Source organism: Caulobacter sp. FV1ye6ST (genome assembly GCF_058681225.1).
Genome location: NZ_CM178733.1, coordinates 709,899 through 731,030, shown reverse-complemented (window position 1 = coordinate 731,030; position 21,132 = coordinate 709,899). Strand labels below are relative to the sequence as shown.

Below are 21,132 nucleotides of genomic sequence, written 5' to 3'. Positions count from 1 at the left end.
TCGCAACAACATTTCTCATATGAAACATGAACTTAAGCTGAGCGCGGCCGTTCATGCTGCCTCTAGGTCGAGCATCCTAGGGTGCTCTCACCTTCAAAGGAGACCCGATATGAAACGTCTTATCACCGCTTCGCTCGCCGTTCTGATGCTGGCCGGCGGCGCCAGCGCGGCCTCGGCCCAGGACTATCGCCGCGACCACAACAACGACGGTCGCTATGACGCCCGTGATCGCTCCTATGAGCAAGGCCGCCGCGATCAGGCCCGCGCCGAAAACCGCCACGACCGCCGCGAGTACCGCCGCTGGGCCAAGGGCCAGCGCCTGGACCAACGCTATCGCGGCAACACCTACTATGTCAGCGACTACCGCGCCCGCGGTCTGCGCCAGCCCCCGCGCGGCTATCGCTGGCAGCGCGTGGACAACCAATACGTCCTGGCCGCCGTCGCGACCGGCCTGATCGCCTCGGTGATCATCGCCAACCACTAAAAAATCGCTCTGGAGTGGGCGCTGCCACGCGGCGCCCTCTTCCCCTACCCCCCAAAGCGCGACTTGGTCGCGCTTCGTGGACTGAAACCTTCCGTTTAAATTGGAATCCAATTGAAACGGTGGGGGTCAAGGCGCTAATCCGGTGGACATGCCCGAGTTCGCCGAAACCAGCTCCGCCGCCGATCCGCTGATCACCCTGGTCCCCGACAAGTGGGTGACGCTTCGCGACGCGTTCGGCGTGGACAGCGACATGAAGGTTCCGGCCTTCTCTCACCGCGACCCGCACGTCCCCGAGATCGACACGGCCTACAAGTTCGATCCCCAGACGACGAAAGCCATCTGCGCGGGCTTCGCCAAGGACCGCCGCGTGATGGTTCAGGGCTATCACGGCACCGGCAAGTCGACCCACATCGAGCAGATCGCCGCGCGCCTGAACTGGCCGCTGGTCCGCGTGAACCTCGACAGCCACGTCAGCCGCATCGACCTCGTCGGCAAGGACGCCATCGTCCTGAAGGAAGGCAAGCAGGTCACCGAATTCCGCGAAGGGATCCTGCCCTGGGCCCTGCAGCGCCCGATCGCCCTGGTGTTCGACGAATATGACGCCGGCCGTCCAGACGTGATGTTCGTGATCCAGCGCGTGCTGGAAGCCGGCGGCAAGCTGACCCTGCTGGACCAGAACCGCGTCATCCGCGCCAATCCGTATTTCCGGCTGTTCTCGACCACCAACACCATTGGTCTGGGCGACACCACCGGCCTCTATCACGGCACCCAGCAGATCAACCAAGGCCAGATGGACCGCTGGTCGATCGTCACCACGCTGAACTATCTGGAGCACGACGTCGAAGCCGCCATCGTGCTGGCCAAGAACCCGTCGTATGACACCGCCGAGGGCAAGCGCACCTTGGCCGCCATGGTCCGCGTCGCCGACATGACCCGCAACGCGTTCATGAACGGAGACATCTCGACCGTCATGAGCCCTCGCACGGTGATCACCTGGGCCCAGAACGCCGAGATCTTCGACAACGACGTGGCCCTGGCCTTCCGCCTGACCTTCCTGAACAAGTGCGACGAACTCGAGCGCCCCACGGTGGCCGAGTTCTTCCAGCGCGCGTTCGGCACGGACCTCCCGGAAAGCGCGGCACGGGTGAAGGTGGCTTAAAAGGTCGTTTGGGCTGACCGGAGTCGTTGGGTCACGTCCTGCACTCCGGAGACGTCCAAGACCGATCGTCGGAAGACAAATCGGGGACGCGTCTCGCGGCTGGTGCGAAGCTTCGCCAGGACCGGAACCGGTATCAGCGCCGCACATAGGACCAAGAAGTCCGCCTCGAAGATGACGGCGGCCAGGGTGTCGAAGCCGATCAGCTCATCGCTCGGCATTCCGCCCAATTCGCACGAGCGGTTGGTTGGCGACAGCCGGCGGCTCTTGACCTGATAGGTCTTCACGCCATCCGTGGCGTCGAACGCCTTGTTCGAGTTCGCCGGAAGATCCCGACCAAAGGCGCGCGCGAACAGCGCCTCGGCATAGTCGCCGACGATGTTCTTCGTGCGAACGATCCGCCGCTCATGCAAGGCGTCGATCGCGAAGCCGTAGGCCCGCAAGAGATCGAGCGCGGTCGCGTCTCTCCCATCCACTTCGATCAAGCCGCCCGCGGCGTGATCTTGTCCAGCTCCGCGCCCATCTTCCGGCGCTGCTCCATCAGGTCGTAGCTATTCTGAAGGCGCAGGAAGAAGCCTTCCGACATGCCCCAATAGCGCGAAAGGCGCAGGTCGGTGTCAGCGGTGACCGCGCGCTTTCCGAGCACGATCTCGTTTATCCGTCGTGGCGGCACGCCAATAGCGCGCGCCAGTGCGCTCTGGCTCATGCCTATCGGCTTGAGAAATTCTTCCAGCAGGATGTCGCCAGCGGTCGGATTGGGCAGCCAATCGATGGGATCTATCTCAATGGTAGTCGCAGATTTCGACATCGTAGGCATGTCCATCCATCCAGCGGAAGCAAATCCGCCATTGATGATTGATCCGGATCGAGTGTTGACCTTCGCGGTCTCCCCGCAACACCTCCAACCGATTGCCGGGCGGTGAGCGCAAGTCCTCCACCTGCTCCGCCGCGTCCAGCGAACGCAGCTTTCGCACGGCCGAGGCCTGGATCTCACCCGGCAACCGGCGCGAATAGCGACCTTCCCAGATGAGCTGGGTTTCTCGACGGGCGAAACTCCGGATCACTTACAGCACCTATAACGCATAACGTTATGCGGCTCAATCATCGCCACTTCTCTCTATGGTAGATTACCAATACCATAGATTGCATTTGGTGCGATAGACGCAGACGCCCGCTCGCAGCATGATCCGACAAGACTCGCGATCCGGAACCCCCTCACCTGGCAGCCCGTTCACCTGCGACGCTTCACGGAGACGACCCATGACCGACCTCACCTACATCATCGTCGAGCACGACGGCGGCTGGGCCTACAAGGTGGGCGACACCTTCTCCGAGACCTTTCCGAGCCACGACGCGGCGCTGAAGGCGGCCCAGCGCGCGGCCGGCGAACAGCGGGTCGGGGGCGAGACCGAAGGCATCACCTACGAGGACAAGAACGCCGTCTGGCATCAGGAAGTGGCGTCGGGCGACGACCGGCCCACGACCCACGTCAAGGACAGCCAGTAGGCGCGACACGACGTCACGGGCGCCGGCTTCGGCGTCCGTGACGGGTCCCGTTCTGAAATCGGCCCCGATCTTGCGGGATGGTGCTTCCTGAAGCCCATTTTGAGACAAAGGTCGCCGCCTATGTTCGCCAAGAAGAAAGAGACCGCCGCGCCGCTCGCCGTGGCTCCGCTGGATCAAGGCCGCGCCGCCGCGCCGCAGCCCCAGCCGCAACAAACCGCGCCCGCGCCGGTGCGTCCGAAGCCGATCTCGATGTTCGGCCAGGGCCTGACCATTCGTGGCGACGTGGTCGGCGACATCGAGGTGCATCTCGACTGCGTGGTGCTGGGCGATGTGAAGGTCGGCAAGCTGATCGTCGGCCCGAACGCCCGCATCGAGGGCGCGCTCGTCGCCCAGGCCATGGAGATCCACGGCCTGGTGATCGGCACCGTGACGGCCCAGTCCGTACGCCTGCACGGCACCGCCCGCGTCGATGGCGACATCACCCACGAGCAACTGGCCATGGAGACCGGCGCCCAGTTCCAGGGCCGCAGCCTGAAGTTCCGCCGTCCGGCGCCGCCGCAGGCCCAGCCCGTCCAGGCTCAGCCCCCCCAGGCTCAGCCCCCCCAAGCTCAGCCCCAAGCCTACGCGCAGCCGGCCCCACAACCGGCGACGCCGCCTTCCGCCTCGCAGATGCCGTACAGCCAGGTCGCCCACTAGAGCGCGTCAGGTCCACGACCGTCGCGCCGCCTGTGGCGCGTCGGTCACGCGGCCACGCTTTCGCGCCAAACCGTCGGAACACTGACGCTAAGCCAGGCTTTGTATTCTCGTGGACCGGCGTGAACCGGCCCGGAACGAGGAGCTCAAATCCATGGCCGGAAAGCCGTTGAAGATCGTGCCCACCGTCCCCGGCGTGGCGGAAATCTATGACCTGGGACGCGGTCCGGAGACCACGGCCCAGCGCGTGAAGCGCCTGCAAACCGAAGCCCGTCTGCTGGCCCGCGAAGAGATCGAGCGGCTGGATCGCGACCTGCGCCGCCTGGCCGAGCAGGCCAGGACGATCGCCGACGGCGGCGAGGCCTATCCGGCCGGCATCCGCGACCTGGCGAGCCGCATCGGCGTCGACACGGCCCAGCGCGCCGACATCCTGCGCGCCTTGCTGGAACGCTCGCAGTAGGGCCTAGGCCCAAATTTCAGGCCGCGGCATTGGCCATCTTGCGCAGGCGGCGCGCCAGGTCCTCGGGCCGGTCGGCGATCTGATCGAACAGCGCCTGCACCTCGGCCTCGCCAAATCCCGCCGCGCGCAGGGTGCGCCAAGCCCCCGCCAGCACGGCCTCGGCGATGTCCAGCCGGTCGTCGGTCAGGCGCAGACCGGCGCCGAACGGGCTCTGGAAGACGGAAGTCTGATCGGCGAACGACATGGGCGACCCTCCTGCGGCGTGCAGCAATGTTCCTTTTTTGTTCCGATTATTCGCCGGAGTCGAGTCCTCGAATCCCCAAAACGAAAAAGCCTCGAAGCGGGGAGCCTCCGGCCATCTCCAGATAAGAAAAAGCCCCGAGGCGGGGGGCCTCGGGGCTGGTCGGCGTGTCGGGGCGGACAGCGCCTATCGGATCGCCGGCTCACAACGGCGACCTGATCTCATGAGCGATTAGCGGCAGACGGTCCGTTCGTAGTAGGCGCCGTTCCAGCGGTCGTACTCGCGGGTCGTCCAGCAATCGCGACCACCGCCGCCGTAATACGGCCGGGGGGCGTAGCCGTAGCCATAACGCGGCGGGGGCGGCGGCGGGGCGTAGTAGCCCTGGTCGTAATAGCCGCGGTCGTAGCGATCGTGGCGGTTGCCGTCGGAGATCGCCGCGCCGACCGCCAGGCCGACGATGCCGGCGGCGACGGCCACGGCGGCCGTATCGTTGCCGCGATGGCCGCGATAGTGGCCGTAGCGCGGGTCGGCCGAGGCCGTCGTGGCGGCGGCGACCAGAGAGAGCGCGGCGAGGCCGGCGGCGACCCGACCGACCGTGGTGATGATCTTGTTGGCCATGGTGGCCTCCTTTGGGTCTCTCGCTTCCCGGCGGCGCGGCGCGTCGTCTCAAGCGTCACATGGACGATCGGACTTCGAGCCTGAACGGCGCCTGAACGGATTATTTCAACGGTCGGCGGAACCGGTTTGTTCACCTTTTTCAATGAAGGTGACCCTCAACAGCCTCTCGCGACCTCCACGGAGACCGCCGCCATGACCGTCCAAGTGAACGACACCTTGTCCTACGCCCGAGGTCAGGCCCTGCAGGTCCTCTCGTTCGAGGTCGGGGCCCAGACCTATTGCGTCCCCGTCAGCGCGGTGCGCGAGATCCGCGGCGTCACGCCGCCGACCCCGCTGCCGGAAGCCCCGCCCTATGTGCGCGGCGTCATCAACCTGCGTGGCCAGGTCATGCCGGTCATCGACCTGTCGTGGCGCCTGGGCAAGGGCGCGGCCCAGGACGGCGCGCGCCAGGTGATCATCGTGGTCGAGAACCATGACGACGTCGCCGGCCTGCTGGTCGACGCCGTCTGCGACAGCTTCACCGTCGAGGCCGAGCACATCAATGCGCCGCCGTCCCTGGGCGACGGCGAGGATTCCCCGCTGGTCGCGGCCGTTATCACCAGCGGCGAAGGCGACATGACCGTCCTGCTGGCCGTCAGCCGCATCCTCCCGGAACGCCCGGTCGCCTTGGCGGCCTAATCCTACGGTCGCCGTTGCCTCCCCGATCAGGGACCGCCGCCACCCGTGGGTGGCCGGTGCCTCACGGAAGGAATGATACCGATGTCGAACGCCGTGAAGATCGTGGCCATCCTGACCGCTCGCCCGGGAAAGGCCGAGGCCTTGCGGGCGCTGCTCGCCAGCATGGTCAGCCCTAGCCGCGCCGAACCCGGGAACCTGCGCTGGGACATCTGGCAGGACCAGGCCGACGCCGCGCGCTTCGTTCTGGACGAGCTTTATGTCGACAACGCCGCCGTGGCCGCGCACCGCCAGACGGCGCACTTCCAGGACTATTTCGCGCGCATCAACGACCTGGCCGAACGCACCGCCCTGGTTGCTGATCCTGTCGAGGTCGCCTGACCCGCGCGCCAAACATTTGTTCGAATAACCTCTTCCGCTGCCCCCTCGCAGAACGCTAGTCTCTCGCCAACAAAGGGAGAGACGCATGAAGGCCGCTGTTCTGCGCGAGGTGGGCAAGCCCCTCGAGATCGAGACCGTGGCCATCGGCAAGCCCGGCCCGCGCGAGGTGCTGATCCGCACCAAGGCCGCCGGCGTCTGCCACTCCGACCTGCACTTCATCGAGGGCTCCTATAGCCACCCCCTGCCCGCCGTGCTGGGCCACGAGAGCGCCGGGATCGTCGAGGCGGTCGGCAGCGAGGTCCGCACGGTCAAGGTCGGCGACCACGTCATCACCTGCCTCAACCCCTATTGCGGCCACTGCGAGGTCTGCCTGACCGGGCACATGAACCTGTGCATCAGCCCGGAGACCAAGCGTCCGAAGGACGCCGAGCCTCGACTGTTCAAGGAGGACCTCGGAGGCGGCGCCAACGGCAAGATGGCTCAGTTCCTGAACCTGTCGTCGTTCGCCGAGTACATGCTGGTCCACGAGCACGCCTGCGTCGCCATCCGCAAGGACATGCCGTTCGACCGCGCCGCCCTGATCGGCTGCTCGGTGATGACGGGCGTGGGCGCGGTGATGCACACCTCCAACGTCCGGCCGGGCGAGACCGTGGCCGTGATCGGCTGCGGCGGCGTGGGCCTGGCCACCATCAACGGCGCGGCCATCGCCGGCGCCGGCCGGATCATCGCCATCGACCGCGTCGCCGGGAAGCTTGAGCTGGCCAAGACCTTCGGCGCCACCGACGTGATCGACGGCTCGGCCGTCGACGACATCGCCAAGGCCGTGGTCGAGCTGACTGGCGGCGGCGTCCATCACAGCTTCGAGGCTATCGGCCTGAAGGCCACGGCGGAAGCCTCGTTCAAGATGCTGCGCCGGGGCGGCACGGCCAATGTGATCGGCATGATCCCGGTCGGGACGAAGATCGAGCTGCACGGCGTCGATTTTCTCGGCGAGCGCCGGATCCAGGGCAGCTACATGGGCTCCAACCGCTTCCCGGTCGACATGCCGCGCCTCGTGGACTTCTACATGCAGGGCCGCCTGAAGCTGGACGAGCTGATCTCGCGCCGCATCAAGCTGGAGGACGTCAACAGCGCGTTCGACGAGCTGAAGCGCGGCGAACTGGCGCGGTCGGTGATCGTGTTTGATTGATCGCTCTGGTCTAGTCCAGTTGTCACATCACTGACCAAATAGCCGTGCTAACTCCGGTGAACTATTCTCCGGAGCCACGCCATGCCCCAGCTCGACCGCCGTAGTCTGCTCGCCGCCATCGGCGCCATGACCCTGCCGCCGGCCCTGGCCCGCGCGGCGGCGATCGACGCCGATGTCCGCACCGGCACGATCAAGGACGTCGAGCACGTGGTGATCCTGATGCAGGAGAACCGCGGCTTCGACCACTATTTCGGGACCATGGCCGGGGTGCGCGGCTTCGGCGACCGCTTCCCGGTTCCGGTGCGCGACACCGCCAAACGCAAGGACGGCTCGGTCTTCGTCCAGAGCTATGGCGAGCAGCTGCTGGCGCCCTTCCCGCTGGAGACCACCAAGACCTTCGCCCACATGCGGGTCGAGAGCACGCCGCACAGCTGGACCAACGCCCAGGACGCCTGGGATCAGGGCCGCATGGACCGTTGGCCGGACCACAAGCACCCCTGGTCGATGGGCTATTTCGAGCGCGCCGACATCCCGTTCCAGTTCGCCCTGGCCGAGACCTTCACCCTCTGCGACGCCTATCACTGCGCGACCCAGACCGGCACCAACACCAACCGTCTGTTCCTGTGGACCGGGACGAACGATCCGTCCGGAACGCAAGGCGGCCCGTCGATCTCGAACTCGCACGACGACTTCGCCGAAAAAGGCGGAGCCGCCGAGTCCTACACCTGGACCACCTATCCCGAGCGGCTGCTGAAGGCCGGCGTCTCCTGGCGGATCTACCAGGACATGGCCGACAACTTCACCGACAACCCCCTGGCCGGCTTCAAGGCCTATCGCGACGCCTACAAGAACGCGCCCGGTTCGGACAAGCGGCTGAAGGACCTGGCGCTGTCCACCTGGCATCTGGACAAGCTGCGCGAGGACGTCGTCTCCGGTCGTCTGCCGCGGGTGTCGTGGATCATCGCCCCGGCCGCCGACAGCGAGCACCCCGCCCCGTCCAGCCCGGCTCAGGGCGCCGACTACACCGCCCGCGTCATCGACGCCCTGACCGCCGATCCCAAGGTCTGGGCGCGGACGGTGCTGATCGTGAACTTCGACGAGAACGACGGCTTCTTCGACCACATGCCGCCGCCGTCGCCGCCGTCCAAGGACGCGGACGGCAAGCTGATCGGCGGCTCGACCATCGACCTGACGGACATGCACCACACGGTGCGCAACCCGACCGAGGCCAAGGCCGAGCGCGACGACCTGATGAACCGTCCCTACGGCCTGGGTCCGCGCGTGCCGCTCTACGCCATCTCGCCATGGAGCCGGGGCGGCTGGGTTGACAGCCAGGTGTTCGACCACACCTCGGTGATCCGCTTCCTGGAGACGCGCTTCGGGGTGATGGAGCCCAATATCGCGCCCTGGCGGCGGGCGGTGTGCGGCGACCTGACCTCGTGCTTCGACTTCAAGACCCCGAACCACAAGCCCTTCGCGCCGCTGCCGCCGACCGCCGAGACCGCGGCCCGCGCGGCCAAGCTGAAGGAGATCAAGCCGCCGACGCCGACGACCGTGGTCGCGCCGGTCCAGGCCAAGGGCGCGCGGCCCTCGCGCGCCCTGCCCTACGCCCTGGCCGTGGACGGCCGGGTGAAGGACGGGGCCATGACCTTGACCCTGACCAATGCCGGCGCCCAGGCGGCGGTGCTGCATGTCTATGACCGCCTGCGGCTGGACGCGGTGCCGCGCCGCTACACGGTCGGTCCGAAGGCCGCGCTGGCGGACGTCTGGCCGGCCGGTCCGCACGATCTGTGGGTGCTGGGCCCGAACGGCTTCCACCGGCGCCTCACGGGCGCCGGGCCGGGGGTCGAGATCACCGCGCGGGCCAGCGGCGGGGCGATGCGGCTGACCCTGACCAATACCGGCCGCGAACCGCGCACCGTCTCGGTCGAGGGCGGCGCCCAGCCCTGGCGTGTCAGCCTGGCGGCCGGCGCGACCCAGGCCAAGACCTTCGCCACCCAACAGGGCTGGTACGACCTGACCGTCAGCGACGCCGCCGATCCGGCGTGGCTGCGGCGGCTGGCGGGACGGATCGAGACCGGCAAGGATTCGATCAGCGATCCGCTGATGGGCGGGACGGCGCGGCTGACGGCCTAGCCAGGCCGCGCAGCTTGGCTAGGGTGGGGCGAACCTCAAGGATTCGCCATGCTCCGCCCCTCGCTTCTCGTGCTCGCCGCCGTCCTCATCGCCACGCCGACGCTCGCCGCGCCAAAAGCCGACCCGACCAAGGCCGTCGCCAGGATGGTCGCGTCCCCCGCCTTCAAGGCCGCCGCCGCCAAGCTTGACGCCGACTTCGACCGCACGGTCGCCGATATCGTCACCTTGACGGAGATCCCGGCCCCGCCCTTCAAGGAAGAGGCGCGCGCCAAGGCCTATCTCGAGATGCTCAAGGCCCACGGCCTGACGAACGTCGAGATGGACGCAGAGGGCAATGTCATGGGCGTTCGCCCCGGCACGGTGACCAAGGGCAAGGGCCCGTTCGTGGTCCTGGCCGCCCACCTCGACACCGTCTTCCCGGAAGGCACGGACGTGAAGGTCAAGCGCGAGGGGACCAAGCTGATGGCCCCCGGCATCGGCGACGACACCCGGTCCCTGGCCACCCTGCTGGCCTATATGCGCGCCCTGGACGCGGCCAAGATCTCGACCAAGGCCGACATCCTGTTCGTCGGCAATGTCGGCGAGGAAGGCCCCGGCGACCTGCGCGGCACGCGGTTCCTGTTCAACAAGGGTCCGTACAAGGGCCGGATCAGCGCCTTCTTCTCGATGGACGGCTCGGACCCGTCGCGGATCGTTGATCGCGGCGTCGGCTCCAAGCGCTATCGCGTGACTTTCAAGGGTCCCGGCGGCCACAGCTACGGCGCGTTCGGCCTGGTCAACCCGATGACGGCGATGAGCCAGGCCGTGGTCGACCTCTACGCCGTGCAGGCGCCCAAGGATCCGAAGGTCACCTATTCGGCCAGCGTCACGGGCGGCGGCACCTCGGTCAACTCGATCCCGAACAGCGTGTTCATGGAGTTCGACATGCGCTCGGAAAGCGCCGCCGAACTGGCCAAGCTGGACCAGACCTTCATCGGCATCCTGGACAAGGCCGTCGCGGGCGAGAACGCCGCCCGCTCCACGGGGGCCGGCAAGATCAGCTACGACGCCAAGGTGATCGGCGAGCGCCCGGCCGGGACCACGCCCCAGACCTCGGACATCGTGGTGCTGACCGCCGCCGCCGTCTCGGCCCTGGGCATGAAGCCCGAGCACCAGGACAGCTCGACCGACAGCAATGTGCCCATGAGCTTAGGGATTCCCGCCGTCACCATCGGCTCGGGCGGCAAGGCGGGCCGCGCCCATGCTCTGGACGAATGGATCGACGTCGAGAAGGCGTCCAGCGTGCAGGGGATGCAGGTGGGCCTGGCCGCGCTGCTGGCCGTGGCGGGGGTGAACTAGGCCGCTAGATCCTCCCCCGCGCTGCGGGGGAGGTGGCCCAGAGGGCCGGAGGGGGCGAGCTGGGCCTACGCGGTGAAGGCCCCCTCAGTCGCTCCGCGACAGCTCCCCCGCATCGCGGGGGAGCATCTTCTTCCGCGTCACCAGCCAGATCCCTCCGCACACCAGCGCCAGCGCCGCCGCGTTCTTCCAGGCCAGCACAGGCTCGTGCAGGAACAGGCCCGACAGCAGAACCCCAAACACCGGGATCAGGAAGTTGAACACCGCCAGCATCCCGACCGGGTTGTGCTTCATCAGCAGGCTCCACAGCGCGAAGGCCGCGGCCGACAGCCCGGCCATATAGGCCAGCAGCGCCAACGACCGGACGTCGAAGCCGGACAGGTGGCCGCCCCCGATCTCGCCGATCGCCAGCAACCCCGCGCCGCCGATGGCCAGCTGCCAGCCGGTCATCACCATCGGATCCAGCGTCCGCGAGAGGGTCTTGCCCCAGATCGAGGCCGCCGCCAGCACGAAGGCGGCGATGACCACGAAGCCCTCGCCCAGCAGAGTGAACTCGAAGTCGAGGCCCTTCATGCCCCTTGAGCCGCCCAGGTTCACCACCAGCACGCCGGCGAAGCCCAGCAGGCAGCCGGCCGCCTTGCGGACGGTGAGGCGGTCGTTGGCGTAGAGGAGGTGCGCCAGGATCACGCTGAAGAACGCCCCCGTGCCGTTCATGATCGACGACTTCACGCCGCTGGCGTGGGCCAGGCCGACATAGAAGAAGACGTACTGCAGCGTGGTCTGGACGACGCCCAGTCCGACCACCGAGGCGATCCGCTCGCGCGGCACGGCGATCGAGCGCCGACCCAGCACGGCCAGGACCAGGAGGATCAGGCCCGCCCCCAGGAAGCGCCAGCCGGCGAACAGCATCTGCGTGGCCATGTCGGTCTTGGCCACGTGCAAGAGGGCGTAGCCCGCCTTCACCGCCGGAAAGGCGCTCCCCCACAGCAGACAGCACAGCACGGCGATCCCGACGACGAAGCGGCGGTCTTTGAAGAGGTCGGCGCGGGAAGGGGTCAAGACGGGCTCGCTGCAGGCAAGCGGTGCTTCTAGGCCTTGGGGCGCCTGGCTTCAATCTCGACAAATGTGCGAATATTCACCGAGACACAGCGAAATAACCTCGTTCTTTAGACGGTCGCATTGACTGATGTGGGTGACCTAACGACGCATTAGGCAAGTCTTTCCGAAAACCCCTCAAGGTTGTTCACATCTATCAATCGTCACTGATATCGATGTTTTACATCGGCGCTTCGGCGTTCCGGCGTCAGTAAGGATTCGGTCGCCATGACCCTGACTACCCACGAGAGCCTGGCCGAGGATATCAGCGCCTTTTTCGACGTCTCCCTGGACCTCCTGGTGATCCGGGACATCGACGGCCGCGTGCTGAAGGCCAGCCGCTCCTGGTTCGCCGCGTTGGGTCACCGCCCCGAGGACATGGAGGGCCAGGAACTGCTGCGCCTGGTTCATCCGGAAGACATGTCCGGCACGCGAGACAGCGTGGTGGAGGTCGAGAGCCGCCGGGAAGGCGACCCGGTCATGGGCTTTACCAACCGCTACCGCCACAGCGAAGGGCACTACCGCATCCTGGAATGGCGCGCCCAGCGCCTGGGCGATCGCATCTATGGCGTGGCGCGCGACGTAACCGAGCGCGTGGCCGCCGACCGGGCGCTGGTCGAGGCCAAGGCCGCCGCCGAAGCCGCCAACCGCGCCAAGACCGACTTCCTCGCCAATATCAGCCACGAAATCCGCACGCCGCTGAACGGCGTCATCGGCATCGTCGACGCCCTCGCCCGCACGCCGCTGAGCGCCGACCAGGCCGAGATGATCGGTTTGATCCGGGACTCGGGCGCCACCTTGGAGCGGCTGGTGTCCGACTTCCTGGACGTGGCCAAGATCGAGGCTGGCCAGCTGGAGCTGGAACGTCGACCGTTCGACCTCGACCGGACACTGCGCGCCTGCATCGAGATCATGCGCCACCGGGCCGAAGAAAAAGGTCTGGCGTTCCGCGTGGAGGGCCTGGACGCGACGGCCAAGGAAATGGGCGGTCGCTACAAGGGCGACGGCACGCGCATCGGCCAGGTGATCGGCAACCTGCTGTCGAACGCCATCAAGTTCACCGAGACCGGCACGGTGACCCTGCGCGTTCGGACCGAGCCGGTTGACGACGAGACCGCCCTCACCTTCGAGATCGAGGACACCGGCATCGGCTTCGACGCCGACCACGCCGCCGGGCTGTTCGGCCGCTTCCACCAGGCCGACGCCTCGGTCAGCCGCCGGTTCGGCGGCACGGGCCTGGGCCTGTCGATCTGTCGCTCGCTGGTCGAGATGATGAGCGGCGAGATCTCGGCCGCCTCGACCCCCGGCGTCGGCAGCCGCTTCACCGTCGCGCTTCGCCTGCCCCTTGCGCCGCCTGAGCAGGCCAATGAGCCGCGCGACGTCCTGGCTTCGCCGATCGAAAACGACGGCGCCCCGCTGCGGGTGCTGCTGGTCGAGGACCACCCGACCAACCAGCGCGTGGCGCAGCTGATCCTGGCGACCCAGGGGGCCGAGGTCATCACCGTCAATGACGGGCTCGAGGCCATAGACGCCTTCCAGGCCGCGACCTTCGACGTGGTGCTGATGGACATGCAGATGCCACGCATGGACGGCCTGGCCGCCACCCGCGCTCTACGCGCGCTGGAGGCCGAGAGCGGCGCGGCCCGCACCCCGATCATCATGCTCAGCGCCAACGCCCTGACCGGCCATCGCGAGCAGACCCTGGAGGCCGGCGCCGACCTGCACGTCGCCAAGCCGATCACGGCCGCGAACCTGCTGGCGGGGATCCAGGCGGCGGTGGGGTAGCGCCCTTCAGGTCTCTAAATAATTGATTCTATAGCCTGTTTATCCCGCTTTAACGGGGCAGTCTCTACCGCAGCGAGTTCTTGGCCTTCTCCAGGTCGGCCATGGCCAGCTTGGGCGTGTCCTCGCCGCTGACGGGCTGGCCGCCTTCGGCCAGCATGCGGTCGATGCGCGATTTCTGCGACTTGAACGAGGCCAGCTCCGAGCCGGCCAGGATCGTGCCCTGCGGGACCTTGGCGCCGATCGGATTGACCCGCTGCCCCTTCAGCCAGACCTCGTAGTGCAGGTGCGGACCTGACGCCAAGCCGGTGGCGCCGACATAGGCGACTACCTGGCCCTGGCGGACGCGCGAGCCCGCGTGGATGCCGGGCGCGTAGCGCGAGATGTGGCCGTAGCCGGTGTCCCACTGGCCCGAATGGCGGATGCGCAGCCAATTGCCGTAACCGCCCCAGCGCTTGGCCTCCAGCACGACGCCATCGCCGGCGGCCAGGATCGGCGTGCCGGTGCCGGCCCCGAAGTCGACGCCCTGGTGGGCGCGGGTGTAGCCCAGCACGGGGTGCTTGCGCATGCCGAACACCGAGGTGATCCGCGCGCCGTCGACGGGGGTGCGCAGCAGGAAGCCTTTGATGTTCTTGCCCAGCTCGTCGAAGAACTGCGGCTTGCCGTCGCTGTCCTTGCGGTCGAAGGCGTAGAACTTCTGGCCCTTGACCTCGGCATATTCCAGGTCGCCGGCCTCGATGGTGCGGCCGCTCTCGGTGACCTTCCGGTCGAACACCAGGCAGAAGCGGTCGCCCTCGTGGATGTCGCGCGAGAAGTCGATCTTGTGCGAGAACAGCTTGGCCGCCTCGCTGATCACCGCCGGGGTGCCGCCGACATTGGCCACGCTCTCGTAGAACGAGCCGTTCATTTCGCCGCAGGCGACCTTCTTCTCGTCCTTCACCTTCTCTTCCAGCTCGCGCAGGCGCAGGGCGCCGTCGAAGGTGCGCGAGACGGTCAGCGTCGAGTTGGGGCTGGTGCGCATGGACAGGCCGATCAGGCGGGCCGGGCCACGCTGGCTGCGGCGCTGGGCGATGGCCGCCTCGAAGGCCATGCCGGCCTTGATGTTGACGGTGTCGATGGCGCCCTGGAGGGTCGCGACGACCGCCTGGGCGTCCTCGGGGGCGACGCCGGCCCGTTGCACGGCGCCCTGCAGGGTCTCGCCCGGACGAACCTTGACGGCGACGTTCTCGGGACGCTCGAAGCCGGGCTGGGCCTCGGCGCTGGCGAAGGCCAAGTGCTGCAGAGCGGTCAGGGCGGCGGGATCGATCGGCGCGCGGACCACGGCCGGCTGGGCGTCGTCGGCGGTCAGCTTCCAGCCCAGCGCCAGGGCGGCCAGGCCGGCCACGGCGGTGAACACCCTCGGCGCCCAGCGCGTGGCGCTGCGTCGTGGATCAAATTCCTGCATCGTGCCCCCGTCGGTTCGATGCCGCGCAAGTCAAAATGACACGGCTGGGTAGCCCCCCAGCAATCGTTGGGCCGGACCATGCGCGAGGCGTGCTCTCGGCGACAAGGACTATTCTGCGCTTCGGTCGTTTTGTCACGGCATGGCTAATGCCAATTAAGACTCGAAGCGTAACCATATGATCCATAAAAGAAAACGCCCACCGTTTCCGGCGGGCGTCTTGTGTGCGCGGTAGGATTAAGCCTACCGAAATCGTCCGAATTAGGCGGCGTTGACCTGCTCGTTCGGGTCGCGCAGCACGTAGCCGCGGCCCCAGACGGTCTCGATGTGGTGCTTGCCGTGGGCCGAGGCCGCCAGCTTCTTGCGCAGCTTGCAGATGAAGACGTCGATGATCTTCAGTTCCGGCTCGTCCATGCCGCCGTACAGGTGGTTCAGGAACATTTCCTTGGTCAGGGTCGTGCCCTTGCGCAGGGAAAGCAGCTCCAGCATCTGGTATTCCTTGCCGGTCAGGTGAACGCGGTTGCTGTTCACTTCGACCGTCTTGGCGTCCAGGTTGACCACGATGTCGCCGGTCTTGATGACCGACTGGGCGTGCCCCTTCGAACGACGGACCACCGCGTGGATACGGGCGATCATCTCGTCCTTGTGGAACGGCTTGGTCATGTAGTCGTCGGCGCCGCCCGAGAAGGTCTTCACCTTCGTGTCGATCTCCGACGAGCCCGACAGGATCATGATCGGCGTGTTGATCTTCGCGACCCGCAAGGTGCGCAGAACATCGATGCCGCTCATGTCAGGAAGATTGAGATCGAGCAGGATGAGATCGTAGTCGTAGATCTTGCCCAGATCGACGCCTTCTTCACCCAGATCCGTCGTATAGACGTTGAAGCCTTCAGACTTCAGCATCAACTCGATGGTCTGCGCAGTCGCGCTGTCATCCTCGATCAACAGTACGCGCATGAGCCCCTCCACGCCAAATCTGGCGTATTCGAACGTCTTAGGCGGAAGTCCGCCGCAAAACCCTTCGGCCACTCTGCCGGTGAGTTAATTTAAGACTGGTTAATGGTGAATGTTTCCGTTGGCCGAATGGTTAATCTGATTTGCGAATCGGGTGCAAGCGGTCGACGGGTCCCCGGACACATTGGTCGCAGGCGTCGCGGGGCGCCTTTCCAGGTCGCTAATTGAGGCCGCGAAATCCCTAAAATCCGTGCATCCGCAATGGTCCGAACGCTGTTACGGCGTTAAGGCTTCGCCCGGATCGTGTTCGCCTTCGAGGCGAGATTGCGACGTTCCGTCGCGAGAATTTGACCGCTAAACTGGCGCTTGAAGGCGTCCAGCCGGACGTGAGCTTTACCGTCCGGGAGGGGGCGCGACGCCCTGTCGCGGACGCTACAGCGGAGTTTCCTCGGCCAGCCAGCCGGCGGCGCGCAGCTTGGCGACCGAGGCGCGGCTGACGGGGGCGGTTTCGCCGTCGACGAGCCGCAGACGCAGGTTGCGGCCGTCGCGTTCGACACCCTCGATCGCGCGCCGGGCCACCCACCAAGAGCGATGGGTTTGAAGCCCCTCGACGCCCGAGAGCCCCGCCGTCACCCGCGCCAGGGGCCCCATCTCAAGCCGCGAGCCGTGCTCGGTGCGGATCCGGACATAGTGGTCCTCCATCCTCAGATAGAGCACCACCCCCGGATCGAGGGTCGCGGCGGGCGTGGCCACGGGGACCAGCGCCTCGTGCGCGTGGCTTCGCACGAGCGGGCGGATGCGGATGAAATAGTAGGCCAGGACGATCGGGGTCGTGATCGCCACGCACTGGCCGTACCAGGCGAGCGGCGTGACCAGCCGGCCGATCTCCGGCCACAGGGCCACCGCGACGAGGCGCAGCGGCGCGCCTTGCAGCAAGGCGCCGATCAGCACCACCGCCGGCAGGACCAGCCAGAGCGGCCACCGCCGGCGCCAGGCGAGCGCCAGGCCCAGCCGCGCCAGGCCGCTGATGACGGCCATGCCGGTGACGACGCTGCCCACCCAGTAGGCGATCCGGACCACGGGCCCGCCGTTGAAGAAGCTCCCGAACGGCCCCATCAACCCCAGCAGAACGCCGATGCCCACGGCCACGGCGAGGTCGACCGCCCATTCACGGGCGGTCCCCAGCAGCGGCGGATTGGAGCGACGGGGGGCCATGCCCTTCCTATAGAGCGACGTCGCGCGGAGTCGCCACTCCCCTAGGCCGCCGCTTCGGCGTCTTCATCGCGGCTTGCTTCGGTCGCATCGACCAGGGCCAGCTTCAAACCCAGCGCGTGAATGACGCGCAAGATCGTGTCGAACCGCGGCGAGGCGCCGTCCTTCAAGGCCTTGTAGAGGCTCTCGCGCCCCAACCCGGCCTTGTCGGCGACCTCGGCCATGCCCTTCGAGCGGGCGATCAGGCCGAGGACGTGCTGGATGTAGTCGGCGTTGCCGGTGTCGAAGGCGTCCGCCAGAAACGCGACGACGGCCTCGGCGTCGTCTATCATCTCGACGGGATCGAAAGGGGTAAGCGTTACCATTCGAAGCTCCTCGCGATTGCCTTTGCCTTCTCGATATCCCGAACCTGCGAACGCTTGTCGCCGCCGTGCAGCAGCACGATCAGGACATCTCCACGTCGAACCACATAGATCCGATAGCCGGGTCCCATGTGAATCCGCAGTTCACTGACGCCGTCCCCTACCGGCCTCGCATCGCCTAGCAGGCCGAGCGCGAGGCGGGTCAATCTCATACCAATCGCCAGCTTGGCCCGCCGATCTCGCAGACCGGCAGCCACGCCTTGAAATCATATGTCTCCAGGACTTTGATCATCATCGTATCCAAATAGATACAATCGCGCAAGCCTTCGTATCCGATTGGATACGTTCTCAGAACTAGAACATAACAAGAACTTACTTTCCGCGAGGGGGCAAGCAAAGACCCATCCGCCCACCCGCGAACCCGTTCGCCCATTCGCGCAAACGCCCTGGCGGGGCAGAGCTCCAACGACCACAGCCGCTTCATCGTCATTCGCTGAAGGGTCGCCATGTCGTTCCAGACTTTCCTGTTCGCCGTCCTGCTGACGGCCACCGCCTCGTCCCAGGCGATCGCCGCCAACGCCGGGTTCATGGTGCTGCACGAGCCGCGCCCCGACGGCCCGCCGGTCGAGGTCGGGGTCTGGTATCCCACCGAGGCCACGCCCGCCTTCATGCCCCTGGGCTCGTGGGGCCACACGGTGGCGGCCGGCGCGCCCATCGTCGGCGAGCATCTGCCGCTGATCGTCATGTCGCATGGCAATGGCGGCTTCTTCGGCGGTCATGCCGACACCGCCCAGGCCCTGGCCGAGGCCGGGTTCGTCGTCGCCGCCCTCACCCATCCCGGCGACAACTACAAGGACCAGAGCCGCGCCACCGCCATGGCCGACCGGCCGGCCGCGCTGTCGGCCCTGATCGGCTGGATGCTGAAGAGCTCACCGCTTAAAGCGAAGATCGATCCGGACAAGGTCGGGGCGTTCGGCTTCTCGTCGGGCGGCTTCACGGTGCTGGCGGCGGCGGGCGGCGAACCGCACCTGTCGCGGATGCCCGGCCACTGCCTGAAGCATCCCAGCAACTTCGACTGCAAGCTGACCGCCGGCCATCCGATCCCGGCCGGCGCCCTGACCGCCAAATGGGTCCACGACGACCGCATCAAGGCCGTGGTCTCGGCCGCCCCGGCCCTGGGCTTCACGTTCGGCGAAAACGGGCTGAAGGGCATCAAGGCCCCGATCCAGCTGTGGAAGGCGGCCGACGACGAGATCCTGCCCGGCGACGACTATGCCGAGGCCGTGCATCGCGATCTCGGCCGTCCGCACGACTATCACGTCGTCGCGGGCGCCCGGCACTTCGACTTCCTCACGCCCTGCGACACCGCCCCGCAAGGCGCGAGCCAGGCCCTGTGCGAGAGCGCGCCCGGCTTCGACCGCCGCGCCTTCCACCGCGATTTCAACGCGGCGGTCACCCGGTTCTTCACCGACCAATTGGTCGCACCGGGCAAGCCGGTTCCGAAGGGCTGAGTTCACACCCGATTAACCACGATGGTCGAGTCTGCGCCCACGAGCGTGACAGCCAAAAGTGTCCGCGGTTTTGGCGGCCGTCACGCTCGAGGAAATAAACGCCGAACCTGTCCGACGGACAGGTTCGGCGCCGTTTAGGAGCCGCCTTGCGTAGCCTCATCGCCGCCGTCGAACGTATCGATCCGCTGACCATCTATGGCCGTGTCGCGGCCGTGAACGGCCTGCTGATCGAGGTTCGCGGCGGCTTGACCCGGCTGACGGTCGGCGCCCGGGTCGAGATCGAGCGACCGGGCCAGAAGCCCCTGCCTGCCGAGGTGGTCGGCTTCCGCGAGACCCGCGCCCTGCTGATGCCGTTCGGTCCGGTCGAGGGCGTCGGCCCCGGCGCGGAAATCCGCTTCATGCCAGAAGGCGCGATCGTCCGTCCGACCAAGGCGTGGCTGGGCCGCATCATCAACGCCTTCGGCGAGCCGATCGACGGCCTGGGACCGTTGTCGCAGGGCGAGGTTCCCTATCCGCTGAAGACCTCGCCGCCGCCGGCCCACGCCCGTGGCCGGGTGGGCGAGCGCCTGGACCTGGGCGTGCGCTCGATGAACGTCTTCACCACCACCTGCCGCGGCCAGCGTCTGGGCATCTTCGCCGGCTCGGGGGTCGGCAAGTCGGTGCTGCTGTCGATGCTGGCCAAGGAGGCTACCTGCGACGCCGTCGTCGTCGGCCTGATCGGCGAGCGGGGCCGCGAGGTGCGCGAGTTCATCGAGGAGACCCTGGGCGAGGAAGGCCTCAAGCGGGCCATCGTCGTGGTCGCCACCTCGGACGAGCCTGCCCTGACCCGCCGTCAGGCCGCCTACATGACCCTGGCGATCTCCGAGTACCTGCGCGACCAGGACCTGGAGGTCCTGTGCCTGATGGACTCGGTCACCCGCTTCGCCATGGCCCAGCGCGAGATCGGCCTGGCCGCCGGCGAGCCGCCGACCACCAAGGGCTATACGCCCACCGTCTTCACCGAGCTGCCCAAGCTGCTGGAGCGCGCCGGGCCTGGCCCGATCCGCGCCGACGGCACCACGGCCGCGCCGATCACCGCCCTGTTCACCGTGCTGGTGGACGGCGACGACCATAACGAGCCGATCGCCGACGCCACGCGCGGTATCCTGGACGGCCACATCGTCATGGAGCGCGCCATCGCCGAGCGCGGCCGGTTCCCCGCCATCAACGTGCTGAAGTCGATCAGCCGGACCATGCCGGGGTGCCAGCACCCGCACGAGCGCGACATCGTCAAGGGCGCGCGCCAGGTGATGGCCGCCTACGCCAACATGGAAGAACTGATCCGCATCGGCGCCTATCGCGCCGGGGCCGACCCCGTGGTCGACCGCGCGATCCGCCTAAATCCCGCGATCGAGGCTTTCCTTAGCCAGGATAAGGAAGAAGCAACGTCTCTGGACGACTCTTTCGGTCATCTGGGGCAGATCCTGGCGAGTGAGTACTGATGACCAAGTGGGCCGCCTCGCTGATCCGCATCTCGAACCATGAGGTCGAGACGCTGCAAAAACGCCTCGCCGAGATCACCGAACGCCGCATGGCGGCCGAGCTGCGCATCGCCATGATGGACGCCGAAGCGGAAGCCGAGGCCAAGAGCGCCGAGGGCGACGCCAGCGCCGGCTGGTACATGATCGGCTATCGCGAGGGCCACAAGCGCCGCAAGGCCGACATGCTGGCGCAGATCGAGCAGTGCCTGCAGGAAGAGGTCGGCGCCCGCGACGCCCTCTCCGAGGCCTTCGAGAACCTCAAGAAGTACGAGCACGTCGCCGACCAGGCCAAGATCCTGGCCGCCAAGAAGCTGGGCGCCTACGAGGCCGCCCAGATGGACGAGGTGAGCATCCGCCGCGCCGCCATGGGCGCGCGCTAAC

At 67.1% G+C, this 21,132-nt stretch carries 25 protein-coding genes; 14 read left to right on the top strand and 11 right to left on the bottom strand.

All coding sequences use genetic code 11. The annotated features are described in order from the left end of the window. The first annotated feature begins 109 nt into the window (after nucleotides 1-109). Both ACW175_RS03480 and cobS read left to right on the top strand, forming a co-directional pair. Complete coding sequence (locus ACW175_RS03480; protein WP_492103265.1) at nucleotides 110-484, top strand: RcnB family protein; 375 nt, start codon at nucleotides 110-112, stop codon at nucleotides 482-484. 148 nt (nucleotides 485-632) lie between these two features. Then, nucleotides 633-1,643 carry a cobaltochelatase subunit CobS gene (cobS, locus tag ACW175_RS03475; RefSeq protein ID WP_492104889.1) on the top strand — a complete coding sequence of 337 codons (1,011 nt, stop codon included), beginning with the start codon at nucleotides 633-635 and terminating at the stop codon, nucleotides 1,641-1,643. On the opposite strand, the gene ACW175_RS03470 is transcribed toward cobS, so the two are convergent. The 3 genes from ACW175_RS03470 to ACW175_RS03460 are packed head-to-tail and all read right to left on the bottom strand — an operon-like array spanning nucleotide 1,640 to nucleotide 2,704. Then, entirely contained in the window at nucleotides 1,640-2,125 is a 486-nt protein-coding gene (locus tag ACW175_RS03470; protein ID WP_492103264.1) for a hypothetical protein, read from the bottom strand. The two genes, cobS and ACW175_RS03470, sit on opposite strands and share 4 nt — an antisense overlap. Continuing rightward, nucleotides 2,122-2,457: a HigA family addiction module antitoxin gene (locus ACW175_RS03465; RefSeq protein WP_492103263.1), complete on the bottom strand. Its 336-nt coding sequence runs from the start codon at nucleotides 2,455-2,457 to the stop codon at nucleotides 2,122-2,124. The genes ACW175_RS03470 and ACW175_RS03465 overlap by 4 nt, the downstream gene beginning before the upstream one ends. Then, on the bottom strand, nucleotides 2,423-2,704 hold the full coding sequence (locus tag ACW175_RS03460) for a type II toxin-antitoxin system RelE/ParE family toxin (RefSeq protein WP_492103262.1): 282 nt from the start codon (nucleotides 2,702-2,704) through the stop codon (nucleotides 2,423-2,425). The genes ACW175_RS03465 and ACW175_RS03460 overlap by 35 nt, the downstream gene beginning before the upstream one ends. Before the next feature lie 196 nt (nucleotides 2,705-2,900). Between ACW175_RS03460 and ACW175_RS03455 the strand changes: the two genes are divergently transcribed. The 3 genes from ACW175_RS03455 to ACW175_RS03445 all read left to right on the top strand — a co-directional run bounded on the left by ACW175_RS03455 (nucleotide 2,901) and on the right by ACW175_RS03445 (nucleotide 4,299). After that, entirely contained in the window at nucleotides 2,901-3,146 is a 246-nt protein-coding gene (locus ACW175_RS03455; RefSeq protein WP_492103261.1) for a DUF2188 domain-containing protein, read from the top strand. Between the two features lie 120 nt (nucleotides 3,147-3,266). Beyond that, on the top strand, nucleotides 3,267-3,842 hold the full coding sequence (locus ACW175_RS03450) for a bactofilin family protein (RefSeq protein WP_492103260.1): 576 nt from the start codon (nucleotides 3,267-3,269) through the stop codon (nucleotides 3,840-3,842). A gap of 151 nt (nucleotides 3,843-3,993) precedes the next feature. Next, the gene (locus tag ACW175_RS03445; protein WP_492103259.1) at nucleotides 3,994-4,299 is read left to right on the top strand and encodes a hypothetical protein; all 306 of its coding nucleotides are present in this window, start codon (nucleotides 3,994-3,996) and stop codon (nucleotides 4,297-4,299) included. 16 nt (nucleotides 4,300-4,315) lie between these two features. On the opposite strand, the gene ACW175_RS03440 is transcribed toward ACW175_RS03445, so the two are convergent. Both ACW175_RS03440 and ACW175_RS03435 read right to left on the bottom strand, forming a co-directional pair. After that, nucleotides 4,316-4,543, bottom strand: a complete 228-nt coding sequence (locus ACW175_RS03440) for a hypothetical protein (RefSeq protein ID WP_099581075.1) — start codon at nucleotides 4,541-4,543, stop codon at nucleotides 4,316-4,318. Between the two features lie 228 nt (nucleotides 4,544-4,771). After that, complete coding sequence (locus ACW175_RS03435) at nucleotides 4,772-5,158, bottom strand: hypothetical protein (protein WP_492103258.1); 387 nt, start codon at nucleotides 5,156-5,158, stop codon at nucleotides 4,772-4,774. 192 nt (nucleotides 5,159-5,350) lie between these two features. On the opposite strand from ACW175_RS03435, the gene ACW175_RS03430 reads away from it, so the two are divergent. The 5 genes from ACW175_RS03430 to ACW175_RS03410 all read left to right on the top strand — a co-directional run bounded on the left by ACW175_RS03430 (nucleotide 5,351) and on the right by ACW175_RS03410 (nucleotide 10,877). Continuing rightward, nucleotides 5,351-5,836 (top strand): chemotaxis protein CheW, encoded by a 486-nt coding sequence (locus tag ACW175_RS03430; RefSeq protein WP_492103257.1) that lies wholly within the window; start codon nucleotides 5,351-5,353, stop codon nucleotides 5,834-5,836. Nucleotides 5,837-5,917: 81 nt separating this feature from the next. Further along, nucleotides 5,918-6,214 (top strand): putative quinol monooxygenase, encoded by a 297-nt coding sequence (locus ACW175_RS03425; RefSeq protein ID WP_492103256.1) that lies wholly within the window; start codon nucleotides 5,918-5,920, stop codon nucleotides 6,212-6,214. An 85-nt stretch (nucleotides 6,215-6,299) separates the two neighbouring features. After that, a complete protein-coding gene (locus tag ACW175_RS03420; RefSeq protein WP_492103255.1) occupies nucleotides 6,300-7,403 on the top strand; it encodes a Zn-dependent alcohol dehydrogenase in 1,104 nt (367 codons plus the stop codon). An 81-nt stretch (nucleotides 7,404-7,484) separates the two neighbouring features. After that, nucleotides 7,485-9,539: a phosphocholine-specific phospholipase C gene (locus tag ACW175_RS03415; RefSeq protein WP_492103254.1), complete on the top strand. Its 2,055-nt coding sequence runs from the start codon at nucleotides 7,485-7,487 to the stop codon at nucleotides 9,537-9,539. 48 nt (nucleotides 9,540-9,587) lie between these two features. Continuing rightward, nucleotides 9,588-10,877, top strand: coding sequence for a M20/M25/M40 family metallo-hydrolase (locus ACW175_RS03410; RefSeq protein ID WP_492103253.1), 1,290 nt, complete (start codon nucleotides 9,588-9,590; stop codon nucleotides 10,875-10,877). Between the two features lie 84 nt (nucleotides 10,878-10,961). Here ACW175_RS03410 and ACW175_RS03405 read toward each other — a convergent pair whose 3' ends face one another. Beyond that, nucleotides 10,962-11,933 (bottom strand): DMT family transporter, encoded by a 972-nt coding sequence (locus tag ACW175_RS03405; RefSeq protein ID WP_492103252.1) that lies wholly within the window; start codon nucleotides 11,931-11,933, stop codon nucleotides 10,962-10,964. 264 nt (nucleotides 11,934-12,197) lie between these two features. On the opposite strand from ACW175_RS03405, the gene ACW175_RS03400 reads away from it, so the two are divergent. Next, the gene (locus ACW175_RS03400) at nucleotides 12,198-13,754 is read left to right on the top strand and encodes an ATP-binding protein (protein WP_492103251.1); all 1,557 of its coding nucleotides are present in this window, start codon (nucleotides 12,198-12,200) and stop codon (nucleotides 13,752-13,754) included. A 64-nt stretch (nucleotides 13,755-13,818) separates the two neighbouring features. Here ACW175_RS03400 and ACW175_RS03395 read toward each other — a convergent pair whose 3' ends face one another. The 5 genes from ACW175_RS03395 to ACW175_RS03375 form a co-directional block, all read right to left on the bottom strand. Further along, nucleotides 13,819-15,195 (bottom strand): M23 family metallopeptidase, encoded by a 1,377-nt coding sequence (locus ACW175_RS03395; protein WP_492103250.1) that lies wholly within the window; start codon nucleotides 15,193-15,195, stop codon nucleotides 13,819-13,821. Nucleotides 15,196-15,453: 258 nt separating this feature from the next. Beyond that, nucleotides 15,454-16,149, bottom strand: coding sequence for a response regulator transcription factor CtrA (ctrA, locus tag ACW175_RS03390; protein ID WP_099581093.1), 696 nt, complete (start codon nucleotides 16,147-16,149; stop codon nucleotides 15,454-15,456). 429 nt (nucleotides 16,150-16,578) lie between these two features. After that, entirely contained in the window at nucleotides 16,579-17,361 is a 783-nt protein-coding gene (locus tag ACW175_RS03385) for a LytTR family DNA-binding domain-containing protein (RefSeq protein ID WP_492103249.1), read from the bottom strand. 41 nt (nucleotides 17,362-17,402) lie between these two features. Then, a complete protein-coding gene (locus ACW175_RS03380) occupies nucleotides 17,403-17,723 on the bottom strand; it encodes an addiction module antidote protein (RefSeq protein WP_492103248.1) in 321 nt (106 codons plus the stop codon). Further along, the gene (locus ACW175_RS03375; RefSeq protein ID WP_492103247.1) at nucleotides 17,717-17,977 is read right to left on the bottom strand and encodes a type II toxin-antitoxin system RelE/ParE family toxin; all 261 of its coding nucleotides are present in this window, start codon (nucleotides 17,975-17,977) and stop codon (nucleotides 17,717-17,719) included. Before ACW175_RS03375 ends, ACW175_RS03380 begins: the two co-directional genes overlap by 7 nt. A 249-nt stretch (nucleotides 17,978-18,226) precedes the next feature. Here ACW175_RS03375 and ACW175_RS03370 point away from each other — a divergent pair, with 249 nt between their 5' ends. The 3 genes from ACW175_RS03370 (at nucleotide 18,227) to ACW175_RS03360 (ending at nucleotide 21,131) form a co-directional block, all read left to right on the top strand. Beyond that, on the top strand, nucleotides 18,227-19,231 hold the full coding sequence (locus ACW175_RS03370; RefSeq protein ID WP_492103246.1) for an alpha/beta hydrolase family protein: 1,005 nt from the start codon (nucleotides 18,227-18,229) through the stop codon (nucleotides 19,229-19,231). Between the two features lie 146 nt (nucleotides 19,232-19,377). Then, nucleotides 19,378-20,712, top strand: a complete 1,335-nt coding sequence (gene fliI / locus ACW175_RS03365; protein WP_492103245.1) for a flagellar protein export ATPase FliI — start codon at nucleotides 19,378-19,380, stop codon at nucleotides 20,710-20,712. Then, a complete protein-coding gene (locus ACW175_RS03360) occupies nucleotides 20,712-21,131 on the top strand; it encodes a flagellar export protein FliJ (protein WP_492103244.1) in 420 nt (139 codons plus the stop codon). The genes fliI and ACW175_RS03360 overlap by 1 nt, the downstream gene beginning before the upstream one ends. The last annotated feature ends 1 nt before the right edge of the window (nucleotide 21,132 follow it).

Bases quoted from the DNA above. Each gene is read 5' to 3' on its own strand.
- ACW175_RS03420 (WP_492103255.1), top strand. From the start codon at position 6,300: ATGAAGGCCGCTGTTCTGCGCGAGGTGGGCAAGCCCCTCGAGATCGAG.
- cobS (WP_492104889.1), top strand. From the start codon at position 633: ATGCCCGAGTTCGCCGAAACCAGCTCCGCCGCCGATCCGCTGATCACC.
- ACW175_RS03360 (WP_492103244.1), top strand. From the start codon at position 20,712: ATGACCAAGTGGGCCGCCTCGCTGATCCGCATCTCGAACCATGAGGTC.
- ACW175_RS03385 (WP_492103249.1), bottom strand. From the start codon at position 17,361: ATGGCCCCCCGTCGCTCCAATCCGCCGCTGCTGGGGACCGCCCGTGAA.
- ACW175_RS03410 (WP_492103253.1), top strand. From the start codon at position 9,588: ATGCTCCGCCCCTCGCTTCTCGTGCTCGCCGCCGTCCTCATCGCCACG.
- ACW175_RS03450 (WP_492103260.1), top strand. From the start codon at position 3,267: ATGTTCGCCAAGAAGAAAGAGACCGCCGCGCCGCTCGCCGTGGCTCCG.
- ACW175_RS03435 (WP_492103258.1), bottom strand. From the start codon at position 5,158: ATGGCCAACAAGATCATCACCACGGTCGGTCGGGTCGCCGCCGGCCTC.
- ACW175_RS03415 (WP_492103254.1), top strand. From the start codon at position 7,485: ATGCCCCAGCTCGACCGCCGTAGTCTGCTCGCCGCCATCGGCGCCATG.
- ACW175_RS03400 (WP_492103251.1), top strand. From the start codon at position 12,198: ATGACCCTGACTACCCACGAGAGCCTGGCCGAGGATATCAGCGCCTTT.
- ACW175_RS03465 (WP_492103263.1), bottom strand. From the start codon at position 2,457: ATGCCTACGATGTCGAAATCTGCGACTACCATTGAGATAGATCCCATC.
- ctrA (WP_099581093.1), bottom strand. From the start codon at position 16,149: ATGCGCGTACTGTTGATCGAGGATGACAGCGCGACTGCGCAGACCATC.
- ACW175_RS03370 (WP_492103246.1), top strand. From the start codon at position 18,227: ATGTCGTTCCAGACTTTCCTGTTCGCCGTCCTGCTGACGGCCACCGCC.
- ACW175_RS03445 (WP_492103259.1), top strand. From the start codon at position 3,994: ATGGCCGGAAAGCCGTTGAAGATCGTGCCCACCGTCCCCGGCGTGGCG.
- ACW175_RS03440 (WP_099581075.1), bottom strand. From the start codon at position 4,543: ATGTCGTTCGCCGATCAGACTTCCGTCTTCCAGAGCCCGTTCGGCGCC.
- ACW175_RS03430 (WP_492103257.1), top strand. From the start codon at position 5,351: ATGACCGTCCAAGTGAACGACACCTTGTCCTACGCCCGAGGTCAGGCC.
- ACW175_RS03455 (WP_492103261.1), top strand. From the start codon at position 2,901: ATGACCGACCTCACCTACATCATCGTCGAGCACGACGGCGGCTGGGCC.
- ACW175_RS03395 (WP_492103250.1), bottom strand. From the start codon at position 15,195: ATGCAGGAATTTGATCCACGACGCAGCGCCACGCGCTGGGCGCCGAGG.
- ACW175_RS03480 (WP_492103265.1), top strand. From the start codon at position 110: ATGAAACGTCTTATCACCGCTTCGCTCGCCGTTCTGATGCTGGCCGGC.
- ACW175_RS03380 (WP_492103248.1), bottom strand. From the start codon at position 17,723: ATGGTAACGCTTACCCCTTTCGATCCCGTCGAGATGATAGACGACGCC.
- ACW175_RS03425 (WP_492103256.1), top strand. From the start codon at position 5,918: ATGTCGAACGCCGTGAAGATCGTGGCCATCCTGACCGCTCGCCCGGGA.